This is a genomic window from Amycolatopsis sp. N2S4-7, assembly GCF_058119595.1.
The window spans coordinates 4,149,102-4,175,223 of record NZ_CP172299.1; the positions used below are offsets into that span (position 1 = coordinate 4,149,102).

General features: G+C 71.8%; 24 protein-coding genes. 9 read left to right on the forward strand and 15 right to left on the reverse strand.

Features of this window, described 5'->3' with window-relative positions; genetic code table 11:
• Window positions 1-169: 169 nt before the first annotated feature.
• A complete protein-coding gene (locus tag ACH54P_RS19395; protein ID WP_489914672.1) occupies window positions 170-643 on the reverse strand; it encodes a GNAT family N-acetyltransferase in 474 nt (157 codons plus the stop codon).
• Complete coding sequence (locus ACH54P_RS19400; protein WP_489914674.1) at window positions 640-1,143, reverse strand: SRPBCC family protein; 504 nt, start codon at window positions 1,141-1,143, stop codon at window positions 640-642. Before ACH54P_RS19400 ends, ACH54P_RS19395 begins: the two co-directional genes overlap by 4 nt.
• Window positions 1,144-1,201: 58 nt before the next feature.
• Here ACH54P_RS19400 and ACH54P_RS19405 point away from each other — a divergent pair, with 58 nt between their 5' ends.
• A complete protein-coding gene (locus tag ACH54P_RS19405) occupies window positions 1,202-1,783 on the forward strand; it encodes a TetR/AcrR family transcriptional regulator (RefSeq protein ID WP_489914676.1) in 582 nt (193 codons plus the stop codon).
• Here the strand turns inward: ACH54P_RS19405 and ACH54P_RS19410 are convergent.
• Both ACH54P_RS19410 and ACH54P_RS19415 read right to left on the reverse strand, forming a co-directional pair.
• Window positions 1,773-2,771: a Gfo/Idh/MocA family protein gene (locus ACH54P_RS19410; RefSeq protein WP_489914678.1), complete on the reverse strand. Its 999-nt coding sequence runs from the start codon at window positions 2,769-2,771 to the stop codon at window positions 1,773-1,775. The two genes, ACH54P_RS19405 and ACH54P_RS19410, sit on opposite strands and share 11 nt — an antisense overlap.
• Window positions 2,768-3,790, reverse strand: a complete 1,023-nt coding sequence (locus tag ACH54P_RS19415) for a LacI family DNA-binding transcriptional regulator (protein WP_489914680.1) — start codon at window positions 3,788-3,790, stop codon at window positions 2,768-2,770. The genes ACH54P_RS19410 and ACH54P_RS19415 overlap by 4 nt, the downstream gene beginning before the upstream one ends.
• A gap of 112 nt (window positions 3,791-3,902) precedes the next feature.
• Here ACH54P_RS19415 and ACH54P_RS19420 point away from each other — a divergent pair, with 112 nt between their 5' ends.
• From ACH54P_RS19420 to iolD, 8 genes are read left to right on the forward strand one after another with little or no spacing between them, the layout of a single operon-like run.
• Complete coding sequence (locus ACH54P_RS19420) at window positions 3,903-4,781, forward strand: TIM barrel protein (RefSeq protein ID WP_489914682.1); 879 nt, start codon at window positions 3,903-3,905, stop codon at window positions 4,779-4,781.
• A 23-nt stretch (window positions 4,782-4,804) separates the two neighbouring features.
• A complete protein-coding gene (locus ACH54P_RS19425; RefSeq protein WP_489914684.1) occupies window positions 4,805-5,809 on the forward strand; it encodes a sugar ABC transporter substrate-binding protein in 1,005 nt (334 codons plus the stop codon).
• Window positions 5,806-6,849 (forward strand): ABC transporter permease, encoded by a 1,044-nt coding sequence (locus ACH54P_RS19430; protein ID WP_489914686.1) that lies wholly within the window; start codon window positions 5,806-5,808, stop codon window positions 6,847-6,849. The genes ACH54P_RS19425 and ACH54P_RS19430 overlap by 4 nt, the downstream gene beginning before the upstream one ends.
• Entirely contained in the window at window positions 6,846-7,625 is a 780-nt protein-coding gene (locus ACH54P_RS19435) for an ATP-binding cassette domain-containing protein (protein ID WP_489914689.1), read from the forward strand. The genes ACH54P_RS19430 and ACH54P_RS19435 overlap by 4 nt, the downstream gene beginning before the upstream one ends.
• Window positions 7,622-8,551, forward strand: coding sequence for a 5-dehydro-2-deoxygluconokinase (gene iolC / locus ACH54P_RS19440; protein WP_489914691.1), 930 nt, complete (start codon window positions 7,622-7,624; stop codon window positions 8,549-8,551). The genes ACH54P_RS19435 and iolC overlap by 4 nt, the downstream gene beginning before the upstream one ends.
• Window positions 8,548-9,390, forward strand: a complete 843-nt coding sequence (locus ACH54P_RS19445; protein ID WP_489914693.1) for a Cgl0159 family (beta/alpha)8-fold protein — start codon at window positions 8,548-8,550, stop codon at window positions 9,388-9,390. The genes iolC and ACH54P_RS19445 overlap by 4 nt, the downstream gene beginning before the upstream one ends.
• A complete protein-coding gene (iolB, locus tag ACH54P_RS19450; protein WP_489914695.1) occupies window positions 9,387-10,277 on the forward strand; it encodes a 5-deoxy-glucuronate isomerase in 891 nt (296 codons plus the stop codon). Before ACH54P_RS19445 ends, iolB begins: the two co-directional genes overlap by 4 nt.
• A complete protein-coding gene (gene iolD / locus ACH54P_RS19455; protein WP_489914697.1) occupies window positions 10,274-12,109 on the forward strand; it encodes a 3D-(3,5/4)-trihydroxycyclohexane-1,2-dione acylhydrolase (decyclizing) in 1,836 nt (611 codons plus the stop codon). Before iolB ends, iolD begins: the two co-directional genes overlap by 4 nt.
• Here iolD and ACH54P_RS19460 read toward each other — a convergent pair.
• The 11 genes from ACH54P_RS19460 to ACH54P_RS19510 form a co-directional block, all read right to left on the reverse strand.
• Window positions 12,106-13,047, reverse strand: a complete 942-nt coding sequence (locus ACH54P_RS19460) for a hypothetical protein (protein WP_489914699.1) — start codon at window positions 13,045-13,047, stop codon at window positions 12,106-12,108. The two genes, iolD and ACH54P_RS19460, sit on opposite strands and share 4 nt — an antisense overlap.
• On the reverse strand, window positions 13,044-14,279 hold the full coding sequence (locus ACH54P_RS19465; RefSeq protein WP_489914700.1) for an MFS transporter: 1,236 nt from the start codon (window positions 14,277-14,279) through the stop codon (window positions 13,044-13,046). Before ACH54P_RS19465 ends, ACH54P_RS19460 begins: the two co-directional genes overlap by 4 nt.
• An 11-nt stretch (window positions 14,280-14,290) precedes the next feature.
• The gene (locus ACH54P_RS19470; protein ID WP_489914702.1) at window positions 14,291-15,847 is read right to left on the reverse strand and encodes a discoidin domain-containing protein; all 1,557 of its coding nucleotides are present in this window, start codon (window positions 15,845-15,847) and stop codon (window positions 14,291-14,293) included.
• 286 nt (window positions 15,848-16,133) lie between these two features.
• A complete protein-coding gene (locus ACH54P_RS19475) occupies window positions 16,134-17,201 on the reverse strand; it encodes an NAD(P)-binding domain-containing protein (protein ID WP_489914704.1) in 1,068 nt (355 codons plus the stop codon).
• A 66-nt stretch (window positions 17,202-17,267) separates the two neighbouring features.
• Window positions 17,268-18,491: a GGDEF domain-containing protein gene (locus ACH54P_RS19480; protein ID WP_489916521.1), complete on the reverse strand. Its 1,224-nt coding sequence runs from the start codon at window positions 18,489-18,491 to the stop codon at window positions 17,268-17,270.
• Window positions 18,492-18,872: 381 nt separating this feature from the next.
• Window positions 18,873-19,622 (reverse strand): SRPBCC family protein, encoded by a 750-nt coding sequence (locus tag ACH54P_RS19485; protein ID WP_489914706.1) that lies wholly within the window; start codon window positions 19,620-19,622, stop codon window positions 18,873-18,875.
• A gap of 78 nt (window positions 19,623-19,700) precedes the next feature.
• On the reverse strand, window positions 19,701-20,555 hold the full coding sequence (locus ACH54P_RS19490) for an FAD binding domain-containing protein (RefSeq protein ID WP_489914708.1): 855 nt from the start codon (window positions 20,553-20,555) through the stop codon (window positions 19,701-19,703).
• Window positions 20,552-22,993: a xanthine dehydrogenase family protein molybdopterin-binding subunit gene (locus tag ACH54P_RS19495; RefSeq protein ID WP_489914710.1), complete on the reverse strand. Its 2,442-nt coding sequence runs from the start codon at window positions 22,991-22,993 to the stop codon at window positions 20,552-20,554. Before ACH54P_RS19495 ends, ACH54P_RS19490 begins: the two co-directional genes overlap by 4 nt.
• Window positions 22,993-23,517: a (2Fe-2S)-binding protein gene (locus ACH54P_RS19500; RefSeq protein WP_489914712.1), complete on the reverse strand. Its 525-nt coding sequence runs from the start codon at window positions 23,515-23,517 to the stop codon at window positions 22,993-22,995. The genes ACH54P_RS19495 and ACH54P_RS19500 overlap by 1 nt, the downstream gene beginning before the upstream one ends.
• 255 nt (window positions 23,518-23,772) lie before the next feature.
• A complete protein-coding gene (locus ACH54P_RS19505; protein ID WP_489914714.1) occupies window positions 23,773-24,885 on the reverse strand; it encodes an XdhC family protein in 1,113 nt (370 codons plus the stop codon).
• Window positions 24,878-25,990 carry a vWA domain-containing protein gene (locus ACH54P_RS19510; protein WP_489914716.1) on the reverse strand — a complete coding sequence of 371 codons (1,113 nt, stop codon included), beginning with the start codon at window positions 25,988-25,990 and terminating at the stop codon, window positions 24,878-24,880. Before ACH54P_RS19510 ends, ACH54P_RS19505 begins: the two co-directional genes overlap by 8 nt.
• Window positions 25,991-26,122 lie beyond the last annotated feature (132 nt).

Consider the following 26,122-nt stretch of genomic DNA (forward strand, 5'->3'; position numbering starts at 1 on the left):
GTCGTCGCCGCGGACAGCACCGCTTCCGCACATCACCGGAGCGGTGGGACCGCGCTTCCGGGGCCGCCGCGCTCTCCCCGGTCGCGGAAGCAGGCGCGCCGCGGCACTCCGCCGGTTCGACCGCCGTCGCCGGCCGTTTTCCGGCCCGCGAAGACCGTGGAATTTCAGCTCAGCCGAGCGGGAGCTCCGCGGAGACGTCCTCGCCCTCGGCGGTGAGCACCGCACCCGTTCCGGCCAGCAGGGCGCGGGCGCCGTGGTTGTCCGCCGTCGTCGAGGCGACGAACCTTGCCGCGCCGCCGGCCCGGGCTTCGGCCAGCAGCAGCGTCGTCACCTGCTTGCCGATCCCGCGGCCGCGGGCGTCGCGGGCCAGCCAGATGCCCGCCTCGACCGCGTCGCCGTGGGGCTCCAAGCGGGCCGCGCCCACCGCCACGCCCTCGGCGTCGATCACCCACGTGCGTTCCACCGCCGTCGCCGGGTTCAAGGACCGGGCGCGGTGGAACGCCAGGAACGCGTCGCGGCGCGCCGGGGTCCAGCCGGGCCGGCCGTCGACCGGGGGCATCACCTCCAGGGGATCGGCCCCGGCTGCGGCGGCTTCGAGCAGCCGCGCCAAGGCGGCCTCGTCCAACGGTGTCAGCGCGATCATGCCCGGATCTTCGCCACCGGCGGCCGGGCGCGCGAGCGGATTTCGCCCAGCCCGCGCAGGAACCGGACGTACGGCAACCAGCGGACCGGCCGTTCGACCCGGCCGGTCACCGCCAGCTCCGCCCGGTCGAGCAGCTGCTCCAGCAGCGCGTCGTGCAGCGGGCGGAAGAACAGCGGCCAGGTCAGCCGGGCCCAGCCGTGCAGCGAGACCGACAGGACGTGCGTCAGCGCGTCGCCGTCGATCGTGAACTCGTGGTACCCCCGGACACCCACCGGGGCCGTGAAGCGGAACCGCAGCCGCGTCGGCGACACCTCCTCCAGGACGTACCGGACCGGCCCGTGACCGGCCGGCGTGCCCGGGACGCGAGGGCCGTCGAGGCGGGCCGGGGGCCAGTCCGTAACCGGCCAGAGCCGGTCGTCCGGGGTGCCGAGCGTGTCCAGCAGGGAGACCAACGACGAAGAAGCACCCGGGAACCTCCGGGTGTGGACGTTGCGGACCATGAGACCCTCCGTTCTGGAGACTGTCCTCCAGAACGTATTAGAGCATAATCTCTACAACATGGGCCGCCCCGCGACGCACACCACAGCGCAGTTCCTCGACGCCGCCGCGACGCTGTTCGCCGGGGGCGGCGCCCGCGCGGTCACGATGGCCGCCACCGCGAAGGCCGCCGGCGCGCCGAACGGCTCGATCTACCACCGCTTCCCGGACCGTCCCGCGCTGCTGGCCGAGCTCTGGCGCCGCACGGTCCGCGACTTCCAGGACACGTTCACCGGCGCCCTCGGCGACGCGACCACGGTCGACGCGGCGGTGGCGGCCGCGACGAGCGTCGTCCACTGGTCCCGGAAGCACCCCGAAGGCGCCCGCGTACTCGACGCCGGCCAGCACGCCTTCGGCCCCGCCGACTGGTCACCCGAGGCGAGAGAAGCCGTAGCCAAGGACGAAGACGCGCTGCGCGCCGCCCTCAAGCAGGCGACCCGCGCGCTTCCGCCGCTCACCGGCTGCACGGACGAGGACGTCGTGCTGGCCCTCGTCGAGATCCCGCGCGCCGTCGTCCACCGCTACCTGTCGACCGGCCGCACTCCCCCGCCGAAGGCCGTCACGCTCGTGGAGCGCACCGTCCGCAAGCTCCTCAGCGCCTGACCTCCGCCAGCTTCACCGGACGCCGGTCACGGCGCGAGACCTCGCACGCTTCGGCGATGTAGAACGCCTCCAAAGCGTCAGCGGCGACACACGGCGAAGGCGACCGGCCCGCGACGACGTCGAGGAACGCACGCAACTCGGTCGTGTACGCCGGACGGAACCGCTCCATGAACCCCGGGTACGCCGGGCCCGGCAACGGGGGAACCCCGGGTTCGACCGACCGCAGCGGGGCCCGGTCGTCCAGGCCGACCACCACGCCGGAGACCGAGCCCAGCGCCTCCAGCCGGACGTCGTAGCCGGCGCCGTTGTAGCGCGTCAGGGACACCGTCGCCAGGGTGCCGTCGTCCAGGGTCAGCGTCGCCGCCGCCGTGTCGACGTCGCCCGCGTCGGCGAAGAACCGCTCGCCGCGGTTGGCGCCGATCGCGTAGACCTCGTCGACCTCGCGGCCGCTGACCCAGCGGATGATGTCGAAGTCGTGCACGCCGCAGTCGCGGAACAGCCCGCCCGAGTGGGCGACGTACTCCGCCGGCGGGGGCGCCGGGTCGAACGTCGTCGCCCGCAGCGTGTGCAGCCAGCCCAGCTCGCCCGAGGCGACCGCCGCCCGCGCCGCCGCGTACCCCGCGTCGAACCGGCGCTGGAACCCGATCTGGACTTCGACGTCGGACGCGCCGATGCGGTCGATGACGGCCAGGGTGCCGGGGATGTCCGCGGCCACCGGCTTCTCGCAGAACACCGGGATGCCCGCGTCGACCGCCGCGATGATCAGGGCCGGGTGCGCGTCGGTGGCCGCCGTGACGACCAGGCCGTCCAGCCCCGCGGTGAACAGCTCGTCGAGGGAAGCCGATTCGACACCGATCTTCGCCGCGGCGGAGGCCGCCCGCGCGGGGTCGACGTCGGCCACCACGACCGACTCGACCTCCTCGAAGCCTTTCAGCGTCTCCGCGTGCGCGGTGCCGATCCGGCCGGTGCCCGCCAGTCCCAACCTCATCGTGATGACCCTCCTGTCGCAGAAACCTCGGCGGTGGTCGCGCGGACCACCAGGGACGGGTGCAGCAGGTGCCGGACCGGCTCCGTGCGCTCCCCGCGGACGCGTTCGATCAGCGCTTCGAAGGCCAGCCGTCCCATTTCGGTGCGCGGCTGGTCCACCGTGGTCAGTGAGAGGTGCCGCAGCGCGGCGAGCGACGTGTTGTCGTAGCCGACGACCGAGACGTCCCCGGGCACGCGCAGCCCGGCTTCCTCCAGGGCCGAGATCGCGCCCACGGCGTTGAAGTCGTTGCCCGCCACCAGCCCGGTGGGCAGGTCCGCCGGCGGGTACGTCGCGAGCAGCTCGCGCACCGCCTTCTCGCCGCCGGTGTCGGTGTGCTCGCTGCGCACGACGATCGGCTCCAGGCCGTGCCGCCGCATCGCCTCCTGGAACCCGCGACGGCGCTGGGCCGCGCCCGCCGCGCCACCGCCGTCCAGGTGGGCGATGCGCCGGTGCCCGAGGCCGACGAGGTGGTCGACGGCCAAGGCGGACCCCGCCTCGCCGTCGTCGTTCACCGTGTCCACCGTGGACGAACGGATCGTCCGCGAGACCAGCACGACCGGGCACTGCTTGGCCGCGGTCTGGATCGACGCCGCCGGAACGACCGGCGAAAGCAGGATGATCCCCGCCGGGCGGAAGGAAAGCAGGTTGTGCAGGGCGTTCCACTCGCGGGTGGGACTGCGGCCACCCGTGTTGAGGATCAGGTCGAAGCCCGCGGCCCGGGCGGCCGCGTCGAGCCCCTCGACGACGTCGGCGAAGAAGGCGTTGCGCAGGTCGTTGACCATCACGCCGAGCACGGTGGACGTCCGGCTGGCCAGCGACCGCGCCATCACGTGCGGCTGGTAGCCGAGTTCTTCCGCCGCGCGCAGCACCGCCGCGCGCCGGGCGTCGGAGACCTTCGGCGAATTGTTCATCACCAGGGAGACCAGTGCGCGGGAAACTCCCGCCCGTGCGGCGACGTCCTCCATCGTCGGACGCACCATGCGCACCTCCCCTGATCACCGGAAACTCGGCCTTGACTTTGCTGTGACGGACGCTACAAGATTGGAGCGCTCTAATCAATAGAGCGCTCCAACGGACCAACGGAGGCCCCTTGTGACAGCGACGATCCGCGTGGCCGCCGCCCCGATCTCCTGGGGCGTCTGCGAAGTGCCGGGCTGGGGCCGGGTGCTGGACGCGGCGACCGTGCTCGGCGAGATGGCGGAGCTGGGCGTCCAGGCCACCGAGCTGGGCCCGCCCGGCTACCTCCCGCGGGACCCGGCCGCGCTGCGGGAGCTGCTCGGGAAGTACGACCTGACGCTCGTCGGCGGCTTCCTCGCCGTCGTGCTGCACACCGATCAACAGCACGCACTCGACGAGGCCGAAGAGTCCGCGGCGCTGTTCGCCGCGTGCGGCGGCGACGTCCTGGTGCTCGCCGCCGCGACCGGCCTCGACGGCTACGACGAACGCCCGAAGCTCACCGACGCCGAATGGGCGACGCTCGTCGACACGGCCGGGAAGATCCGCGACATCGCCGCCGCGCACGGCCTGCGCACGGTGCTGCACCCGCACGTCGGCACGCACGTGGAGCAGCAGGCCGAGGTCGAGCGCTTCCTCGCCGATTCCGATCTCGGGTTGTGCCTCGACACCGGGCACCTGATGATCGGCGGGACGGATCCGGTCGAGCTGGCGAAGCGGTATCCCGAACGGGTGGGGCACGTGCATCTCAAGGACGTCCGAGAAGACCTGGCGGGCGAAGTCCGCGCGGGACGGCTCGGCTACACCGACGCGGTCGGGCGGGGCCTCTACACCCCGCTCGGCGAGGGGGACGTGGACGTGGCGTCGATGGTGCGCTCCGTCCAGGCGGCCGGCTACGACGGCTGGTACGTCCTCGAACAGGACACCGCCCTCGGCGACTCGAGCCCCGACGACCTCCCCCGCCGGGACACCGGGCGCAGCCTGACCCACCTCGCGAAGATCATCGGCTCCCTCTAATCCCTGGTCCCAAAGGAGTGACTGTGTTCTCTGTCAAGAAACTGGCCGGACTCGCGGCGATCGCCGCGGCCGGCTTGGTCCTCACCGCCTGCAGCGGCCCGAGCGCCGACAACTCGAACAGCAGCGCGAGCGGCAGCCCGACCTCGGCCGCCGCGGCGCCCGGGTCGGGCGGTCCGCTGAAGATCGCCGTCGTCACGCACGGCAGCGCCGGCGACGCCTTCTGGAACGTCGTGAAGAACGGCGCCGAGCAGGCGGGCAAGGACCTGAACGTCGGGGTCGACTACTTCTCCGACGGCGACCCGAGCAACCAGGCCCGGCTGATCGACAACGCCGTCGCGCAGAAGGTCGGCGGGCTCGTGGTTTCGATGGCGAACCCGCAGGCCCTGCAGACGTCGATCCAGAACGCGGTCAAGGCCGGCATCCCGGTCGTCACCATCAACTCCGGCGAGGACTCCAGCGCGGCGTTCGGCGCGATCGCGCACGTCGGGCAGAGCGAGGGCCTCGCGGGCCAGGGCGCCGGGCAGCGGCTCAAGGCCGCCGGCAAGACGAAGCTGCTGTGCGTCATCCACGAAGCCGGCAACATCGGCCAGAACCAGCGCTGCGACGGCGCGAAGCAGACGTTCGGCAACGTCACCACTCTGCAGGTCGACATCTCCAACCCGACCGACGCGCAGTCGCGGATCCGCGGCGCACTCCAGTCCGACCCGTCGATCGACGCGGTGCTGGCGCTGAACTCGCAGGTCGCGGCCCGCGCGGTCGACGCCGCCAAGGAGGCGAGCTCGAAGGCCCAGGTGGCGACGTTCGACCTGAACGCCGACGTCGTCGCGGCCATCAAGGCCGGCACCATCCTCTTCGCCGTCGACCAGCAGCAGTACGAGCAGGGCTACCTGCCGATCGTGTTCCTCAAGCTGTACAAGGAGAACGGCAACACCATCGGCGGCGGCCACCCGGTGCAGACCGGCCCCGGCTTCGTCGACAAGACCAACATCGACACCGTGGCCCCGTACGCGCAGCGCGGCACGCGATGACCGAAGCCATCCAGGCGCACCCCGACGAACGCGTCGCGAAAAAGGGCCTGACCGACCGCCTGGTGGTCCGGCCCGAGATCGGCGCGCTGCTCGGCGCCGTGCTCGTGTTCGTGTTCTTCTCCGTCGTCACCAGCCAGTTCCTCAGCCCGCTGGGCGTGGCGACCTGGCTCGACGACTCGTCGACCCTGGGCATCATGGCCGTCGTGGTCGCGCTGCTCATGGTCGGCGGCGAGTTCGACCTGTCGGCGGGCGTGATGACGGCGTCGACGTCGCTCGTCACGGCGATCCTGGCGACGCAGGCGGGCTGGAACGTCTGGCTGGCGCTGCTGGCCTCGCTGGCGTTCGCGCTCGGCGTCGGCGCGTTCAACGGCTGGCTGGTGATGAAGACCGGTCTGCCCAGCTTCATCGTCACGCTGGGGTCGTTCCTGGCCCTGCAGGGGCTCAACCTCGGCGTGACGCGGCTGGTCACCAACACCGTCCAGGTGTCGGGAATGCGCTCGACCAGCGGCTACGAGTCGGCCGGCGGGCTGTTCGCGTCCACGTTCGACGTGGGCGGCACCGAGTTCCAGTCGTCGATCATCTGGTGGATCGCCGTCACGGCGATCGCGGCCTGGCTGCTGGTGCGGACCCGGTTCGGCAACTGGATCTTCGCGGTCGGCGGGTCGCAGGTGTCGGCCCGCTCGGTCGGCGTGCCGGTGGTGCGCACGAAGATCCTGCTGTTCATGGGCACCGCGCTCGGCGCGTGGCTGGTCGGCTCGATCAACATCCTGCGCTTCGCCAGCGTCCAGGCGAACCAGGGCATCGGGCTGGAGTTCCAGTACATCATCGCGGCGGTGATCGGCGGCTGCCTGCTCACCGGCGGGTTCGGCTCGGCGGTGGGCGCGGCGATCGGCGCGCTGATCTTCGGCATGGCCCGGCAGGGCATCGTGTTCGCGCAGTGGAACAGTGACTGGTTCATGCTGTTCCTCGGCATCATGCTGCTGGCCGCGGTCCTGGTCAACAACGCCTTCCGGCGCCGCGCGGAGAGGGTACGCCGATGAGCTTGATCGAAGTCAAAGACATCGGGAAGACGTACGGCAGCGTCATCGCGCTGCGCGATGTGTCCACTGTGGTCAACGCCGGCGAGGTCACGTGCGTGCTCGGCGACAACGGCGCCGGGAAGTCGACGCTGATCAAGATCCTGGCCGGCGTGCACCAGCACGACCGGGGCGAGTTCCTCATCGAGGGGGAGCCCGTGCGGCTCACCTCGCCGCGCGAGGCCCTCGACCGCGGCATCGCGACGGTGTACCAGGACCTCGCGGTGGTGCCACTGATGAGCGTCTGGCGGAACTTCTTCCTCGGCTCCGAGCCGACGACCGGGTTCGGCCCCTTCAAGATGCTCGACCGGAAGAAAGGGCGCGAGACGACCAAGAAGGCGTTGTCCGACATGGGCATCGACCTGCGGGACGTCGAGCAGCCGGTCGGGACGCTCTCGGGCGGCGAACGCCAGTGCGTCGCGATCGCCCGTGCGGTGTACTTCGGTGCGAAGGTGCTGATCCTCGACGAGCCGACCGCCGCACTCGGCGTCAAGCAGGCCGGGGTGGTGCTGAAGTACGTCGCACAGGCCCGTGACCGCGGGCTCGGCGTCGTGCTGATCACGCACAACCCGCACCACGCCTACCCCGTCGCGGACCGGTTCCTGCTGCTCAAGCGGGGCGCGTCGCTCGGCCACTACGAGAAGTCCGAGATCGACATCAACGAGCTGACCCGCCAGATGGCGGGCGGCGCGGAACTGGAAGCCCTCGAACACGAACTGCGGCAGGTGGAGAAGGCGTGACGCTCGAAGCGCTCACGATCGGCCGGGTCGGGGTGGACCTGTACCCGGAGCAGAGCGGCGTGCCGCTGGCCGGGGTCAGCACGTTCGCCAAGTCGCTCGGCGGGACCGCGACCAACGTCGCGGTCGCCGCCGCGCGGCTCGGCCGGCGCACGGCGGTGCTCACCAAGGTCGGGCCGGACGGCTTCGGCGACTACGTGCGGCAGGCCCTCGACGGCTTCGGCGTGTCACCGTCCTTCGTGGGCACTTCGCCGGACCTGCAGACGCCGGTGGTGTTCTGCGAGCTGAACCCGCCCGCGGACCCGCCGCTGCTGTTCTACCGCTCCCCCATCGCGCCCGACCTGACGCTGACCGACGACGACGTGCCCTGGGACGTCGTCGAGTCGGTGCCGCTGCTGTGGGTCACCGGCACCGGCGTCTCCGCCGAACCGGCGCGGGCGACCCAGCGGAAGATCCTCGAAGCCCGGGGACGCCGTGAGCACACCGTCCTGGACCTGGACTACCGGCCGATGTTCTGGCCCGACGTCGAAAGCGCGCGAACCGAGATCGGCTGGATGCTCGACCACGTCACCGCCGCGGTCGGCAACCGGGCCGAGGTGGAGGTCGCCGTCGGCACCGCGGACCCGGACGCCGCCGCGGACCGGATGCTCGACCGCGGCCTGCGGCTCGCGGTGATCAAGAAGGGCGCCGAGGGCGTGCTCGTGGCGACGCCGGAGGACCGGTGGACGGTGTCGCCGCAACGCGTCGAGGTCGTCTGCGGGCTCGGCGCCGGCGACGGCTTCGGCGGCGCCCTGATCCACGGGCTCCTCTCGGACTGGGACCCCGTGCGCATCGCGGAGTACGCGAACACGGCGGGCGCACTGGTCGCATCCCGCCTGGCCTGCGCCGACGCCATGCCGACCGCGGCCGAGATCGAGGAGCTGCTGTGACCTCGGTGCTGAGCGACGAGCGCTGGAAGGAGCTGCTGCACACCCGCGCGACGAACCCGGGCGCGATCCGGCAGGCGTACGCGACCCGCAAACGGCGTCCGCAGCTGCTGTCCGACCAGGGCACGCTGTTCCTGGTCGCCGCTGATCGCCCAGCCCGAGGGGCCCTGGGGGCCGGCGACGCTCCTCTCGGCCGGCGAACGCTGCTGGAGCGGCTGCTGGTCGCGCTGGAGAACCCGGCCGTCGACGGCGTCCTCGGTACCCCGGACGTCGTCGAGGAGCTGCTCCTGCTCGACGCGCTGCACGACAAGGTCGTCTTCGGGGCGATGAACCGCGACGACCGGTTCACCGGCTACGACGCCCGGACACTGATCGACTGCGGTCTCGACGGCGGCGAGATGCTGCTGCGGCTCGTCGATTCCGACCCGGGCACGGCCGCGAACCTGCAGGCGTGCGCCGACGCTGTCACCGAGCTGGCCGCGTACGGCCTGGTCGCCATGATCGAGCCGCTCCCCTGCGCCCGCTCCGAGGGCGGACTCGTGCCACAGGAGGACGAGGTGTCGCTGGCGCGGGCCGTCACGGTCGCGTCCGGCCTCGGCACGACGTCGGCGCACACCTGGCTGAAGCTGCCACCCACCGGCTCGGCCGCCGTCCTGGACGCGACGACGCTCCCGGTGGTGGTGCTCGGCGGCACGCCGTCGGGCAACCCGGCCGCCGACGCGGACTCGTGGCTGCTGTGGCACGGGGTCGTCCGCGGCCTGGTCGCGGGCCACACCCAGCTCGGCGGAAACGCAAGGGCTGCTGTCGAAGCCGCCGCAAAGTTACTGGAGGCTGCGAAATGAGCAAGCTGCACCGTCCACTGGGGACACTGTCCGACAACGCCGACCCGGTCCGGCTGACCCCGGACACCGCCGGGTGGCGGTACTCCGGGCTGCGGGTGCTCTCCCTGGCTCCCGGCGAAACGCGCGTCCTGCACACCGGCGAGTTCGAGGCGTTCGTGCTGCCCTTGGCCGGTTCCGCGACCGTCCGGGTCGATGGGCAGGCCTTCGAACTGCGCGGCCGCGACTCGGTCTTCACTCGCGTGACGGACTTCGCCTACGTCCCCCGGGACGCCGAAGTCGAATTGTCGACAAAGGACGGCCTCGAGGTCGCGCTGCCGATGGCGCGCTGCACCCGGCGTCTCGACCCGAAGTACGGCCCCGCCGAAGACGTGCCGGTCGAGGTGCGCGGCGCCGGGCAGGCGACGCGGCAGGTGACCAACTTCGGCGTGCCGGGGGTCTGGGACCACGCGGACAAGCTCAACGCCTGCGAGCTGATCACGCCGGGCGGCAACTGGTCGTCGTACCCGCCGCACAAGCACGACGAAGCCTCCGAGTGCGAGGTCGTCAACGAGGAGATCTACTACTTCCGCATCGCCGGCCGCGACGGCGTGACGCCGTCACGCGAAGGCTTCGGCCTGCACCGGACCTACACCGCGGACGGCGAGCTGGACGAGCACGTCGCCGTGCGCGACCACGACGTCTTCCTGATCCCGTGCGGCTTCCACGGCCCGTGCGTGGCCGCCCCGGGCTACCCGATGTACTACCTGAACGTCCTGGCCGGGCCCGCGCCGGAGCGGTCCATGGCGTTCTGCGACGACCCGGCGCACGGCTGGGTCCGCGACACGTGGGCGGCGCAGGACCTCGACCCGCGCTGTCCGGTGACGAGCCACGAAGGGCGTGTCCAGTGAAGTTGACGACGGCTCAGGCATTGGTCCGCTGGCTCCTCTCCCAGCGGTCGGAAACCCTGGACGGCGCGGAGGTGCCGCTGTTCCCGGGCGTGTTCGCGATCTTCGGGCACGGCAACGTGCTCGGCCTCGGGACGGCGTTGGAGGAACACCGCGGCGAGCTTCCCGTGTGGCGCGGGCACACCGAGCAGGGCATGGCTCTGGCCGCGGTCGGCTACGCGAAGGCCACGCACCGGCGGCAGGTCGGCGTCGTGACGTCGTCGATCGGGCCGGGCGCACTGAACATGGTCACCGCGGCCGGTGTCGCGCACGCGAACCGGCTGCCGGTGCTGCTGCTCCCGGGCGACACGTTCACCAACCGCGCGCCGGACCCGGTGCTGCAGCAGATCGAGCCGTTCGGCGACGCGACCGCGACGGTCAACGACGCGTTCCGCGCCGTCTCGCGCTACTTCGACCGGATCACCCGGCCCGAGCAGCTGCTTTCGACGTTGCCGCAGGTCGCGCGGGTGCTCACGGATCCCGCCGACGCCGGGCCGGTGACCCTGGCGCTGCCGCAGGACGTCCAGGCGGAGACGTACGACTTCCCGGACGCGCTGTTCGCGCCGGTCACGCACCGGCCCCTGCGCCCGCGACCGGACCGGCGTTCGGTCACCGAGGCGGCCGGGGTCCTGCGTGCCGCTCGCCGCCCGCTGCTGGTGCTCGGCGGCGGTGTCCGGTACTCCGGTGCCGGGCAACGCGCGCTGGACTTCGCCGAGCGGCACGGGATTCCGCTCGTGGAGACGACCGCGGGCCGCACGCTGGTGCCGCACTCGCACCCGCTGCACGCGGGACCGCTGGGGATCACCGGCTCGACGTCGGCGAACGTCGTCGCGGCCGCGGCGGACGTCGTCCTCGCGGTCGGGACGCGGCTGCAGGACTTCACGACGGCGTCCTGGACGGTCTTCTCCCCCGACGTCCGCCTGATCGCGCTCAACGCGGCGCGCTTCGACGCCGTCAAGCACGGGGCCCTGTCGGTGGTCGCGGACGCCGACGCGGGCCTGGTCGACCTGGGAGCGCAGCTGGAGAGCTGGCGGGTCGACCCGTCGTGGACCTCGCGGGCCGCGGCCGAGCGGGCCTCCTGGGACACACACATCGACACCCTGCGGTCGGACTCCTCGGAGGTGCCGTCGTACGCGCAGGTAGTCGGGGTGGTGAACGACCTTTCGGCGCCGGACGACTACGTCATGACGGCGTCCGGCGGGCTGCCGGGCGAGCTGATCGGCGGCTGGCGCGGGTCGGGGTCGGTCTCGATGGACGTCGAGTACGGCTTCTCGTGCATGGGCTACGAGCTGTCCGGCGCGTGGGGCGCGGCGATCGCCCACCCGGGCCTGGTGACGACGCTGCTCGGCGACGGCTCGTACCTGATGCTGAACTCGGAGCTGTTCTCGGCGGCCTTCGCGGGTCACCCGTTCGTCGCGGTCGTCTGCGACAACGACGGGTACGCGGTGATCGCGCGGCTCCAGGAGGGTCAGGGCGGGAAGCCGTTCAACAACTTCTACGCCGACTGCACGACTTCGCACGCTTCACCGCCGCGAGTGGACTTCGCGCGTCATGCGGAGTCGTTGGGCTGCCTGGTGTTCGAGGCGTCCACAGTGGATTCGCTGCGGACCGCCTACGCGTCGGCTCGCGAGGCCGCCGCGGCCGAGCGCCGCCCGGCGGTGGTCGTGGTGAAGACGCAGCCGTCGGCGTGGACGGAAGCGGGCGCGTGGTGGGAGGTCGGCGTGCCGGAACACCTCGCGGGCCGGGACGGGTACGAGCGCGGTAAGGACGGCCAGGTGCGCTACCTCAGGTCCTAAGTGACGGCCGGCGACGCGGCGTCGGCGACCAGCTTCCGCGGTGCGCCGGAGCCGTCCGCCGTGACCGCCCAGACGGCGTTCTCCAGTCCGTAGAGGACGGTGCCGTCGTCCTGCCAGAGCGCCTGGTCGTCGACGCTCCTCCGCTCCGCCAGCTCGGTTTCCGCCATCGTCTTCAGGTCGAGGACCGAGAGCCGCCAGACGCCGTCGCCGACCTTCTTCTTGAACGCGACCCGCGTGCCGTCCGGGGACAGCGACGGGCATTCGACGTTCTCGCGCAGGGTTTTCCCGCGGTAGCGCGCGTAGTCGCCTTCGACGAGGTACGTCTTGCCCTTGCTGCCGAGCGTCACGTAGAAGCGGGTGCCGTCGGGGGCGAAGGTGAGGCCCCAGTAGTTGGCGTCGGCCGCGAAGTACCGTTCGCCGCCGACGAACACCGGGAGCTCTTCGACCGTTTTGACGAGCCGTCCGGTGTCGACCTCGTAGACCCCCGCGCGCGTCGAGAAGCCGGTCTGCGCGTACGAGTCGCCGGTGACGAACAGCGTCCAGTAGACGCGCTTGCCGTCCGGGGAGACCCGGGCGCGGCTCGGGGTGCCGGGCAGTGACTCGGTGTGGCGGACGGCGAGGTGGTCGTCCAGGACGAGGACGTCGGTCACCGCCGGCAGCGTTCCCGGCTTGACGGCGAGGCACACGGCGGTCTGCTTCGCCACCGCGAACCGGTCGCACTTCAGCCCGCTGAGCCGGGGTTGCGCCGCCGGGTCGGCGAGGGGGACGGCGCCGACGCGGCCCGTCGAGACGCTGCGGAACAGCAGCTGGCCGGGGTCCAGGGTCAGCTGCGCTTCAGGTCCGGCTTCCGCGGTGCCGTGCCGGGCGCTGACCGTGTACGTGACGGCCGCGGCGATCAGGAGCACCGTGCCGGCGAGGGCGAGGACGAGTTTCTTCACGGCCGCACCGGCTTCGCGATCGCGGCGGCGATGGCCACGGCGGCCAGGCAGACCGCGGCGACGAGCACCGCGGGCCGCAGGTCCCAGAGGGTCCAGGCCAGTCCGAAGAGGACGGACGAGAGCATCCGGGCGACGGCCTGCCCCGTCTGCACGACGGCCATCCCGGTGGCGCGCAGGCCGGCGGGGATGAGCGGCCCGGCGGCGGCCATCAGGACGCCGTCGGTGGCCGCGTAGAACACGCCGTGCAGGCCGAGCGCGACCACGGCGAGCCAGAGGCCCGCTTGCGGGCCGCAGAGCAGCACCAGAGCGAGACAGAGAGCCGCGTGCCCGCCGAGGAACACCGGCCAGCGGCCGATCCGGTCCGCCAGCCTGCCGAGCGGCACGGCCAGCAGCAGGTAGACCCCGGCGGTGCCCAGCGGCAGCAGCGGGAACCACGTCGCCGCGATCTCCCACCGCCGCTGGAGCACGAGGTAGACGAACGAGTCGCCGACGGTCACCAGGCCGAGCAGCGCCGCCCAGAGCGTCACGCGCCGGAAGTCGCTTTGTTTCAGGAGAGCGAACGCGGCCTTGGCGGAGACCGCGGCGCGGCCGGCTCCGCCGGGGTGGTGGTCCCGGACGAACAGGGCCAGCAGCAGCACGGCGATCGCCGCGACGCAGAAGCTGGTGAAGAACACGCTCGTGTAGCTGCCGAGGCTCAGCGCGAGGACCGCCATCGCCACCAGCGGGCCGAGGAACGCGCCCACGGTGTCCATCGCCCGGTGCACCCCGAACGAGCGGCCGAGCGTCTCCGGCTCGCTGCTGAGCGAGATCAGCGCGTCGCGCGGGCCGGTGCGCAGGCCCTTGCCGGTGCGGTCGGCGGCGAGCACCACCCCGATCGCCGCGACCGACGAGCCGGCCGCGACCAGGCCGAGCTTGCACACCGCGGACAAGCCGTACCCGAACCCGGCGACGGCCTTGAGCCGCCGCCACCGGTCGGCGAGGTGCCCGCCGAGCACCCGCACGACCGCGGTGGCGCCCGCGTAGAGCCCGTCGAGCAGCCCGAACTGCAGCGGGTTCAGGCCGAGGCCGAGCACCAGGTAGAGCGGGAGGACGGCGGTGACCATCTCCGAGGAGACGTCGGTGACCAGGCTGACCACACCGAGCGCCACGACGTTGGCGGACACCCGCTTCAAGGCGGGTTTCCGGTCGGTCCCGGCCGCCACGTCCGAGGTACGGCTTGCCGCGATGTACATGCTCGTCCCTCCTAGTGGCAGGTGTAGGTGGGGCTGCTGTCGAGGACCTTGCCGTCGACGCCGATCAGCTGCGACTGGAAGCTGTTGTCCGTCATCGACAGCTTGAGGACGCCGTGGGTCTTCAGCAGCTTGGCGGTCGTCGCGTGGGCCGGGCTCAGGTCGTAGAGGTTGGCGCCGCCGGAACCGCCGACGATCTCGACGGGACCGTTCGCGTCGGCCTGGCCGTCGGCGTTCTGCGGCACGAACCGTTCGTAGTCGTGGTCATGGCCGTTCAGGACGAGGTCGACCTTGTTGGCCGTCATGATGTTCCACAGCTCGATGCTGTCCTTGTTGTCGCCGTGGTCGCCGGAGCTCCACCGCGGGTGGTGGTAGTAGGCCGCGACGCAGCCCTTGGTGTTGTTCGCCAGGTCCTGCTTCAGCCAGGTGATCTGGGCCGGCTCGGCGAACTCGTGCGTGGCGAAGTCGTTGGAGTCGAGGGCGATGAAGTGCCAGTTGCCCATTTCCCAGCTGTAGTAGCGCTTGCCCTGCGGCTTCGCGATGGCGCCGAAGTAGTCGTCGTAGCCCTTGTACGGCGTGTCGTCGTAGGTCTCGTGGTTGCCCGGGATGGGGTGGGTCTTGCTCTTGAACTTGCCCCAGGTCGTGTCGTAGTAGGACTTGAAGTCCGAGAGGTGGGCGTCGTCGTACTGGTTGTCGCCCATGGTGATCACCGCGGCGGGGTTCATGGTTTCGACGAGCTTCGCGGTCTTCACGTGGACGCAGCTCGAGCTGCTCGCGGTGCAGCGCTCGGCGATGTCGCCGGCCGCGGCCAGGACGAAACCCGGGCTTCCGGCCGCGGTCTTCACCGTGATCGCGGTACTGGCCGGCGAGACGTTGCCCGCGGTGTCGCGGGCCCGGACGCTGTAGGTGTAGGTGGTGTCCGGCGCGAGCCCGGTGTCGGTGTAGGTCGGCGTCGCGCTGGTGGCGACGGGCGTGCCGTTGCGGAGGACGTCGTAACCGGCGACGCCGACGTTGTCGGTGGCGGCGCTCCAGGTCAGGGGGACGCTGGTGGCGGTGGCCGCGCCTGCGGTGAGGCCGGTCGGCGTGGTCGGGGCCTGGGTGTCACCGGAGGAGTCCGTGGTGCCGAAGACCTGCATCTCCCAGAAGGAGTAGCCGTAGCTCGTGGCGCGGGTCAGGCCGACGAAACGCACGAACCGGCCGTGGGCGGCCAGGCCGCCGAGGTCGTCGATCTTGCCGTCGCCGGTGTCGACGGTCGCGGCGGTGGTGAACTGCGTGCCGTCGTCGGAGACCTCGATGCGGTACTTCTTGGCGTAGGCGGCTTCCCAGTTGAGGACCACGCGGTGGACGGTGGCGGCCTGGCCGAGGTCGATCCGCAGCCACTGCGGGTCGGACCCTTCGGCGCTGGCCCAGCGGGTGGTGGTGCTGCCGTCGACGGCCTTGGCGCCGGTGTACGACGAGCTTTCGATCGTCGAGGTGGCGACGGGCTTTCCCTGCGACAGCAGGACATCGGCGGCCTTCGTGGTGCTGGCCGCGGCGATCGCCGAGGGCAGCAGCACCACGGCGGCGATCACCGGGGTGAGTCGGGCAAATGGGCGTAGTCGGATGGACGGCACGTCGCGCTCCTTCGGGGCCTGGCGGTGGCTGGTGGGCTGCGGCGTCGGTGAACGGCGATGAAACAGTTAGGAAAGTTTCCTAACTAAGCGGACTGTAACGAGATCGGCTTCCGGATGACAAGACGTGTCTTGTCCTTGAATCGGTCAAGTGGGTGAGTTTTTGACGATTTCCGCTGTTCAGGGCGTGTGCCGCTGAACGGTGCACTGCTCCGGGCGCCGGGACAGGTTCCGGCGAAGCCCCAGCTCAGTTGCCGGAACGCAGCAGTTTCCGGATCTCCGCCACCGCGGCGCGCCCCGCCCGGTTGGCGCCGACCGTGCTCGCCGACGGCCCGTACCCGACCAGGTGCAGGCGCGGCTCGAGCACCACGCGGGTGCCGTCCATCCGGATCCCGCCCCCGGGTTCGCGGACGTGCAGCGGCGCGAGGTGGTCGATCGCCGCGCGGAAGCCCGTGGCCCAGAGGATCACGTCGGCGTCGAACCGCGAGCCGTCCGCCCAGACGACTCCGTCGGGCGTGATGCGCTCGAACATCGGCCGGCGGTCCAGGATCCCGGCGGCGCGCGCGGCCCGCACCTCGGGCGTCACGGCCAGGTCGGTCACGCTCACGACGCTCTCGGGCGGCAGCCCGGCCCGCACCCGCTCCTCGACCTTCGCGACGGCGTTGCGTCCCCAGTTCTCGCTGAACGGCTCGTCGCGCCACACGGGCGGGCGTCGCGTCACCCAGGCCGTCGCGCGGGCGAGCGGGCCGAACTCCATCAGCAGCTGCACCGCCGACGCCCCGCCGCCGACCACGACCACCCGCCGGCCGCGGAAGTCCTCCGGCCCGGTGTAGTCCGCGGTGTGCAGCTGACGGCCGGCGAACGTCTCCTGGCCGGGGTAGTGCGGCCAGAACGGCCGGTCCCAGGTGCCGGTCGCACTGATCACCGCGCGCGCGGCCCATGACTCCGCCGGGCTCGAAACCACCAGCCGCGCCCCCGCCCGCGTCACGGACCGGACGTCGACGGGCCGCAAAACCGGGAGGTCATACACGCTTTCGAAGCGCGCGAAGTACTCGGAAACCACTTCGGACGCCGGACGCGTCACGTCCGGGGTGCCGAAGGCCAGGCCCGGCAGGTCGTGGATGCCGTGCACCTTCCCCAGCACCAGCGACGGCCACCGGTACTGCCACGCACCGCCGGCCCGCTTGCCGTGATCGAGAACGACGAACCCGCTCCGGTTCCCGAACCCGGCCCGGCGCAGGTGGTAGGCCGCGGACAGCCCCGCCTGGCCGGCGCCGATCACCACCACGTCCGTCTCGTGATCCGCGCCGCTCATATCGGTGTCAACGGCTGCCGGGGCCCGGTATTTCGCGCCGTACATCACAGGCGCCTTCCACCCACCTCACACGGCAACGCGGTTGCGACCGGCCTCCTTGGCGCGGTACAGGGCCGCGTCGGCTGCCCGGAGGATGTCGTCGAGCGTCGGCCCCGCGTCCGGGTGGCGCGCGACCCCGATGGACACCGACAGGCCGCTCACCCGGACCGTGCCGGTGCCCGTCGAGATCACGACGTTCAGCTCGCCCACCGCCACCCGTACCCGTTCGGCGATGGCGAGCACGTCGGCGCGGCCGATCCCGGGCAGCAGCACGACGAACTCCTCCCCGCCGAACCGGCCGACCGTGTCGCCCTGGCGCACCGAACCGGAGATCGCGACCGCGACGGCCGCCAGCACGTCGTCGCCGGTCAGGTGGCCGTAGGTGTCGTTGATCCGCTTGAAGTGGTCGAGGTCGATCATCAGCACCGCGAAGCCGCCGGTGGGGGCGCGCCGCTGGGCGCGGGCGTGCTCGCGCACCGCGGACTCGTGCCAGCCGGCCGTGTTCAGCAGCCCGGTCTTCTCGTCGGTGACGGCGGCGACCTGCAGCTGCTGTTTCAGCAGGAGGTAGCGGTGCAGCAACAGCAACGGCGCGACGACGAACACGACCAGCACCGGCTGCTCGACCAGCGCCAGCGCGGCGAGCCCGCCGAGGCAGAGGGTCGCCAGCTCGAACGCGTTGTCCTCCCAGGTGCCCATCAGGTCGGCCGCCGAGCGCTGGCTGGTGTAGAGGTAGATCCCGGTGGCGACCAGCCCGACGTTCACGAGCTCGAACACCGCGGCGGCCAGGCAGAGCGCGAACAACCCGCGTGGCGTTTGCAACGGCGTCCCGTGCAGCCCGAACACCGCGAGAACGGAGGAAGCGGCGAAGCACGAGAGCATCGCCCACGCCGTGCTGGCGACGAAGCGGTGCGCGGGCCGGGTACGGACCTGACGCCACACGCGCACCCACAGGTGCGTGTAGAGCACGACGGCCAGCAGGGCCACCCAAGCGGGCGGGAGCAGCACGACGCCGGCGAGGTACCAGACGGACGTGACGTTGATGTGCGTCTGCCCGCTCATCCACCGGCGCAACCGTTCGATGCGGCGGGACATCTCGGCCTGCGCCACCCCGAGGGCGACCAGCGCGGCGAACCACACCGGTCGCACGGGCCCACCGAACCCGGTGACCAGCGCACCCCCGGTCGCCACGACGGCGAGCAGTTCACAGCCGAGCGCGTAGGTGATCCAGCGCGCTTTCGCGCCGGCCCACATCCCCCATCGCGCAGGCCAGCCCGGCCAGGCGGAAAACGCTTCCCGGCGCACGGCGACCTGGGCTCTCAAGAGCCGAAGCCACGAAAGTGACGGACCGGCATCGTGACGTACCCCTCGCGCGAAGTTCGGCCGACCAGGTAGCCCAGCGTAGCCGTTCCGGCGACGCGCGTCGCCAGTCCGGGGGAATTGCGGGCAACGCACCTGCTCGAAGACCCGCTCAGGGTGGGTCTGCCCTGGTCGGCGGTCCGGAAGGGCAAGGATCGTCGCTGGAAAGGATCAACCCGCCACGCGGGACGGAGACAGGCGCGACTCAACCGCGGAGGACACGGCCGGCCGACGCGAGCCACCCGGCCCGCCACCGCGAACCCGAGCGAAACTCCCCTACTTGCGCAGCGCCCGAACCACCGCCACCAGCCCCACCACCGCGGCGATCGCGATCAGCACCGGCGCCACCCGCTTCAGCACCGACTGCCCCGCGTAGTCGAGCAGGTCGATCGCCTCGGTCTCCGGGGCCGCCGGAACGCTGTGGAGCGGGGGACGGTCCGCAGCCGGCTTCGGCTCCGTGTTGATCTCCGGGGTGGTCGGGGCCGCCTTGACCGCCGGTTCCGGCTTGGCCACCGGCTCCGGCGTTGCCGTCGGTGACTCGGGCGCCGGGGATGCCGCCCCGGGTTTCGGGGCCGGCTCGGCCGCCGGGGCGAGCTTGCCCGACAGGCAGCCCGCGAACGTGTCGAGGATCTTGCCGCCCACCTCGCTGATCAGGCCGCGGCCGAACTGGGCGGGCTTGCCCGTGATCGACAGGTCGGTCGCCACCGTGCCGTGCGTGCCGCCCTCGGCCTCCGTCAGGGTCAGCGTCACCGTCGCGGCCGCCGTGCCCGCGCCGCGCGAGTCCTTGCCCGAGGCCTTGATCGTGACCTTGTGCGCGGCGTCGTCCTTTTCGAGGAACTCGCCGTTGCCCTTGTACAGCAGGGAAATCGGCCCGAGCTTGACCTTCACCGTGCCGCTGAACTTGTCCCCTTCGACCTTCGTCAGCGTCGCGCCGGGCATGCACGGGGCGACGCGTTCGGGGTCGACGACCGCCTGCCAGACCTCGCCGATCGGAGCCGGGACGGTGAATTCGTGGTCGAGCCGCACGGGCCGACCTCCTTCCTGAAGACGACGGGGTCCGATGCCCACCCTAGCCGCCACCGGAGCGGCGGCCAGGGTGAAGCGTCAGGCTCCCGCCGCCGCCGCGATCGCGCGACCCGTCAGCACCTGGGCCAGGTGCCGGCGGTATTCGACGTCGGCGTTGCTGTCGACCGGCGGGTTCGTGCCCTCCGCCGCGTGCGAAGCCGCCGCGGCGATCGAGTCGGCCGAGGCCTGGACCCCGACCAGCGCCGCTTCGACCCCCGAGGCGCGCACCGGGGTCGAGCCCATGTTCGTCAGCGCGACCCGGGCCTCCTCGATGACGCCGGCCTCGGTGCGGACGGTGACCGCGACCGCGACCATCGACCACGCCTGGGCGACCCGGTTGAACTTCTCGTAGTGCGCCCGCCACCCCGTGTGCTTGGGGATGCGGACCTCGACCAGCAGCTCGTCCGCGGCCAGCGCCGTGGTGAACAGGTCCTGGAAGAACTCCGCCGCCGGCACCGTCCGGCGACCACCGGGACCGGCCACCACCAGCGACGCCTCCAGCGCCAGCACCGGCGCGAGGAGGTCGCCCGCCGGGTCGGCGTGCGAGATGGCGCCACCGAGCGTGCCGCGGTGGCGGATCTGCGGGTCGGCCACCGTGTCGGTCGCCTCCTTGAGCAACGCGGCGTGCGCAGCGATCAGCGCGTCGCGCTGCACGTCGTAGTGCGTCGTCATCGCGCCGATGACCAGCTCGTCGCCCTCCTCCCGCACGCCGCGCAGCTCCGCGACGCGGCCGAGGTCGATCAGCGTCGTCGGCGTGGCCAGCCGCATCCGCAGCACTGGCAGCAGGCTCTGCCCGCCGGCCAGCACCTTGGCGTCCTCGCCCGCCGACGCCAGCGCCTGCACCGCTTCGTCCACTGTGGACGGGCGGACGTAGTCGAAGGAAGCCGGGATCACTGCGCACCTCCGGAAGCGTCGATCGAACCGAGCCCGCCACCGGCTTCGTCGCGGCCGGGGCCGCCCGCGTCGGTGGTGCCGTGCTGGATGGCGTGCCAGACCCGCATCGGCGTCAACGGCATCTCGATGTCGCCGACCCCGAACGGCCGCACGGCGTCGATCACCGCGTTGACCACCGCGGGGGTGGACGCGATGGTGCCCGCCTCGCCGACGCCCTTGGCGCCGAGCGGGTTCGTCGTCGACGGCGTTTCCGTGCGGTCGGTGGTGAACGACGGCAGGTCGGCCGCCGACGGCAGCAGGTAGTCGGCGAACGTGCCGGTGGTGAGCGTGCCGCTCTCGTCGTGCTCGGTGCCCTCGAACAGCGCCTGCGCGATGCCCTGCGCGAGCCCGCCGTGCACCTGGCCCTCGACGATCAGCGGGTTCACCGCGACCCCGACGTCGTCGACGCAGACGTACGAGCGCAGCTTGATCCGCCCGGTCTCGGTGTCCACCTCGGCGGCGCACAGGTGCGTGCCGTGCGGGAACGAGAAGTTCTCCGGGTCGAACGTCGCGTCCGAATCGAGCGACGGCTCGACCCCGTCGGGCAGGTTGTGCGCCGCGAACACGGCGAGCGCGACGTCACCCATCGTCGTCGACGTGTCGGTGCCCTTGACGGTGAACTTGCCGCCGGCGAACTCGAGGTCGTCCTCGGCGCATTCGAGCAGGTGGGCCGCGATCGGCTTGGCCTTCGCGATCACCTTCTCGGCGGCCTTGATGACGGCGATCCCGCCGACAACCAGCGACCGCGAGCCGTAGGTGTCCATGCCCTTGTGCGACGACTGCGTGTCGCCGTGCAGGATCTCGACGTCCTCGAACGCGACGCCCAGCTGGTCGGCGACGATCTGGCTCCACGCCGTCTCGTGCCCCTGCCCGTGCGCGGACGCGCCCGTGGTGACCTCGACCTTGCCGGTGGGCAGCATCCGGATCGACGCGTACTCCCAGCCGCCGGCACCGTAGTCCAGCGACCCGAGCACCCGCGACGGCGCGAGCCCGCACATCTCGGTGAACGTCGAGATGCCGATGCCGAGCTGCACCTTGTCCTTGGCCGCGCGGCGCTTCTCCTGCTCGGCGCGCAGGCCGTCGTAGTCGAAGAGCTGCTTGGCCTTCGCGGTGGCCGCCTCGTAGTTGCCGGAGTCGTAGGTCAGCCCGCACACCGTCGTGAACGGGAACTCCTCGTGCTTGATCCAGTTCTTCTCGCGCAGTTCCAGGGGGTCCATGCCGAGCTCGACGGCGAGCTCGTCCATGATCCGCTCGATCCCGAACGTCGCCTCGGGCCGGCCGGCGCCGCGGTAGGCGTCGGTCAGCGTCGTCGTGGTGTACACGTTGGTGCAGGCGAAGTGGTACGCCGGGATCTTGTAGATCGCGTTGAACATGAACGCGCCGAGGATCGGCACACCCGGGCCGACCAGGCCGTTGTACGCGCCGAGGTTGGCGAGCAGCTCGACCTTGAGGCCGGTCACCTGGCCGTCGCGCGTCGCGGAGATGGTGATGTCCTGGATCTGGTCGCGGCCGTGGTGCGCGGCGAGCATGGTCTCCGACCGCGTCTCGTTCCACTTGACCGGTTTGCCGAGCTTCTGCGCGACCAGCAGGGACATCATCTCTTCGGGCAGGACGCCGATCTTGCCGCCGAAGCCGCCGCCGACGTCGGGGGCGATCACGCGCAGCTTGTGCTCGGGGATGCCGAGCGTCAGCGCCGACATCACGCGCAGGATGTGCGGCACCTGCGTGGCCGACCACATGGTGATCTGGCTGCTGGTCGGGTCGACGACGCAGGCCCGCGGCTCCATGAAGGCCGGGACCAGGCGCTGCTGGCGGAAGCGGCGCTTGACGACGACTTCCGACGAGCTGAGCGCGTCCTCGACGTTGCCGCCGGTGCCGGCTTCGCCGGAGTCGAACTTCCACACCGCGCTCGTGTTGGTGCCCAGGTCCTCGTGGACCAGCGGGGCGCCGTCGGCGATCGCGGCTTCCATGTCGAGCACGGCCGGCAGCTCGTCGTACTCGACGTCGATCTCCTCCAGCGCGTCGTGCGCTTCGGCCGAAGACCGCGCGACGACGACCGCGACGCCCTCACCGGCGAAGTTGACCTGGTCGGCGGCGAGGACCGGGCGGCGCGGCGCCTTCATGTCCGGGGTGATCGGCCACGCGCAGGGCATGCCGATCGCGCTGTCCGGGTCGAGGTCCTTCGCGGTGAAGACGGCGACGACGCCGGAGGCGTTCTTCGCCGCCGACGTGTCGATCGAGACGATCTTGGCGTGCGCGAACGGGCTGCGCAGGACCGCCATGTGCAGCAGGCCCGGCAGCGTGATGTTGTCGGTCCAGCGGGTGCGGCCGGTGATCAGCCGCTCGTCCTCCTTGCGGCGGCGGGACTTCCCGACCTCCGGTTCGATCGTCGCGGTCATCAGTCACCACCCACGCCGACGTGCTTGTTCTCGGCGATCCGCTCGGCCTCCGGGCCGGCGCCGGGGCTCATGTGCTGCGCGGCGTCGCGGACCGCGCGGACGATGTTCTGGTAGCCGGTGCAGCGGCAGAGGTTGCCTTCGAGGCCTTCGCGGACGGCCTGCTCGTCCGGGTCCGGGTTGTCGGCCAGCAGGTCGATCGACTGCATGATCATCCCCGGCGTGCAGAACCCGCACTGGAGCGCGTGGTTGTCGTGGAAGGCCTGCTGGACGGGGTGCAGCTTGCCGTCGCGGGCGAGGCCTTCGACGGTGGTGACCTCGCAGCCGTCGGCCTGCACGGCCAGCACGGAGCAGGACTTCACGCTGTGCCCGTCCAGGTGGACGGTGCAGGCGCCGCAGTTGCTGGTGTCGCAGCCGACGACGGTGCCGACCTTGCCGAGCCGCTCTCGCAGGTAGTGCACGAGAAGGGTGCGGGGCTCGACTTCGTCGGTGTACTTCGTCCCGTCGACAGTGACGGAGATGCGCATCAGGCCTCCAAAAAAGCGGATGCCCGCCGGGGGTGTGGCAGCGGCGAGCCGGTTCGGGAACGGCCAGGCCCGACCGTGATCGGGCTCACAGACCCGAGCGTGCTACGCGACCTTCGCGCGGACAAGTCCTGATGTCACACGTTCAACTACTTGTTCCGCAGATACGCGGAAATCCTCGGTGGGCCACCGCATTCGCGGAAGTCCGGATGGGTGAACTTTTATGGGCCAGCCGGAGCAGCGGAAAACCCGGGACAGTCAGCCGTGGATGCGGCCGCTCAGCTCGGCGAGGCGCTTCCCGCCGCCGCCCCAGCGCAGCGCGATGATCTCCGCCGCGATGGACACCGCCGTCTCCTCCGGGGTGCGCGCGCCCAGGTCGAGACCGATCGGCGAGGACAGCCGTTCCAGCTCCGCCTCGGTGATCCCGGCCTCGCGCAGCCGCGCGAACCGGTCGTCGTGCGTCTTGCGGGAGCCCATCGCGCCGACGTAACCGACGTCCAGGCGCAGCGCGACCTCCAGCAGCGGCACGTCGAACTTCGGGTCGTGGGTCAGCACCGCGATCGCCGTGCGCTGGTCGATGCGGCCCGCGTCGGCCTCGGCCCGCAGGTAGCGGTGCGGCCAGTCGACGACGACTTCGTGCGCGTCCGGGAAGCGGCTGGCCGTGGCGAACACCGGCCGCGCGTCGCACACCGTGACCTGGTAGCCGAGGTAGGCGCCCATGCGCGCCATCGCGGCGGCGAAGTCGATCGCGCCGAACACCAGGAGCCGGGGCGGCGGCTCGAAGGAGTTGACGAACACCGCCATCCCCTCGCCGCGGCGCTGCCCGTCCGGGCCGTAGTGCAGGGTGCCGGTGCGGCCGCTGGCCAGCAGGCCGCGGGCGTCGTCGGCGACGGCGTCGTCCATCCGCGACGATCCCAGCGAACCCGCGGTCCGGTCCGGCCAGACGATCATGTGCTCGCCGACCAGGCCGTCCCGCTCGTGCTCGATGATCGTGACGACCGCGACCGGCTCGCCGCCGCGCACGGACGCGACGACGTCGCCGAGCTCCGGCATCGACTGCCGGTCGACGTGCTCGACGTAGATGTCGATGATCCCGCCGCAGGTCAGGCCGACCGCGAACGCGTCGTCGTCGGTGACGCCGTAGCGCTGCAGCACCGGCTTGCGCTCGGCGACGACCTCCTGCGCGAGCTCGTAGACCGCGCCCTCGACGCAGCCGCCGGACACGCTGCCGGCGACGGTGCCGTCCGGCGCGACGACCATCGCGGCGCCGGGCGCGCGCGGCGCCGAGGAAAAGGTGGCGACCACGGTGCCGAGCCCGACGGTCTCCCCCGCCGACCAGCGGCGGAACACGTCGTCCAGTACGTCACGCATCGGAAATCTCCCCGAGCAGTCGTTCCAAAGTGGCCAGGGTGTGCCCGGCCAGCAGCCGGTCGATGTGAGGCAGCGCGGCCACGATGCCCGACTGGACCGGAGCGTACCCCGCACGGCCGGCATGCGGATTCACCCAGAATACGGCGTGCGCGAGCCGGCGCAGCCGGGCGAGCTGCTCGCCGAGCAGACCGGTGTCGCCGCGCTCCCAGCCGTCGGAGAACACGGTGACGACGGCGCGGCGCGCGACCCCGCGCTGGCCCCAGCGGTCGAGGAACGCCTGGAGCGTCTCGCCGAGGCGGGTGCCGCCGGCGAAGTCCGGCACCGCCGAGCCCGCCGCGAGCATCGCGCGCTCCGGGTCACGCTGGCGGAGCTGGCGCGAGACCCGGGTCAGCCGCGTGCCGAGCGTGAAGACCTCGACGGACTGGGGCGCGGACCGCGTCAGGACGTGGGCGAACCGCAGCAACGCGTCGGCGTACGGGCTCATCGAACCGGAGACGTCGATGAGCAGGACCACCCGGCGCGGCCTGCTGCCGCGCCGGACGCGCGCGAGTTTCACCGGTTCACCGCCGCTGGCGAGCATCGCGCGCAGCGTGCGCGACGGGTCCAGCCGCCCGCGCCGCGACGGCGTCCGCCGGGAAGCGGGCCGTCTCGGCGGCGCCGGGCGGAGGGTGGCGAGGAGTTCGCGCAGGTGTTCCCGCTCGGCGGTGGTCAAGGCGGCGAGGTCGCGGTGGCGCAGCACCTCCTGGGTGCTGGCGGCGACTTTCAGCTGCTCGGGACCGTCCCCGCCCTCGGCGTCCCCGCCCTCCGCGTCGACGAGGGGCGCGATCCGGGCCTGCTTCGGAACGACGGACTTCGCGCGCTGCGGGGTGGGCGTCTCGATCGAGAACCACTGGCTGAAGGCCTCTTCGTAGCAGGCGAGGTCGTCGGGGCTCGAGCACAGCGTCAGCCGCCCGGCCCAGTACAGCTGGGTGGGCTCGGCGACATCGACCTCGCCGACGGCCGTCAGGTAGGCCTGAACGCGGTGCGCATCGCAGGCAACCCCGGCTTCACGCAGCGCGGCGGCGAACCCGGCGTAGCCGGCCACCGGATCGGAGACCGTGGTCATGACTCCATTGTGCGCCTGTCGGCGGGGTGCGCTCGTCGGCGCGGATGCTTGTCGGCCTTGGGCGCTTGGCTGCGCGGTGATTGTCGGCCTGCGCGGTTGCGAGCGCCGCGCTTGTCGGCGCGGTGGTTGTCG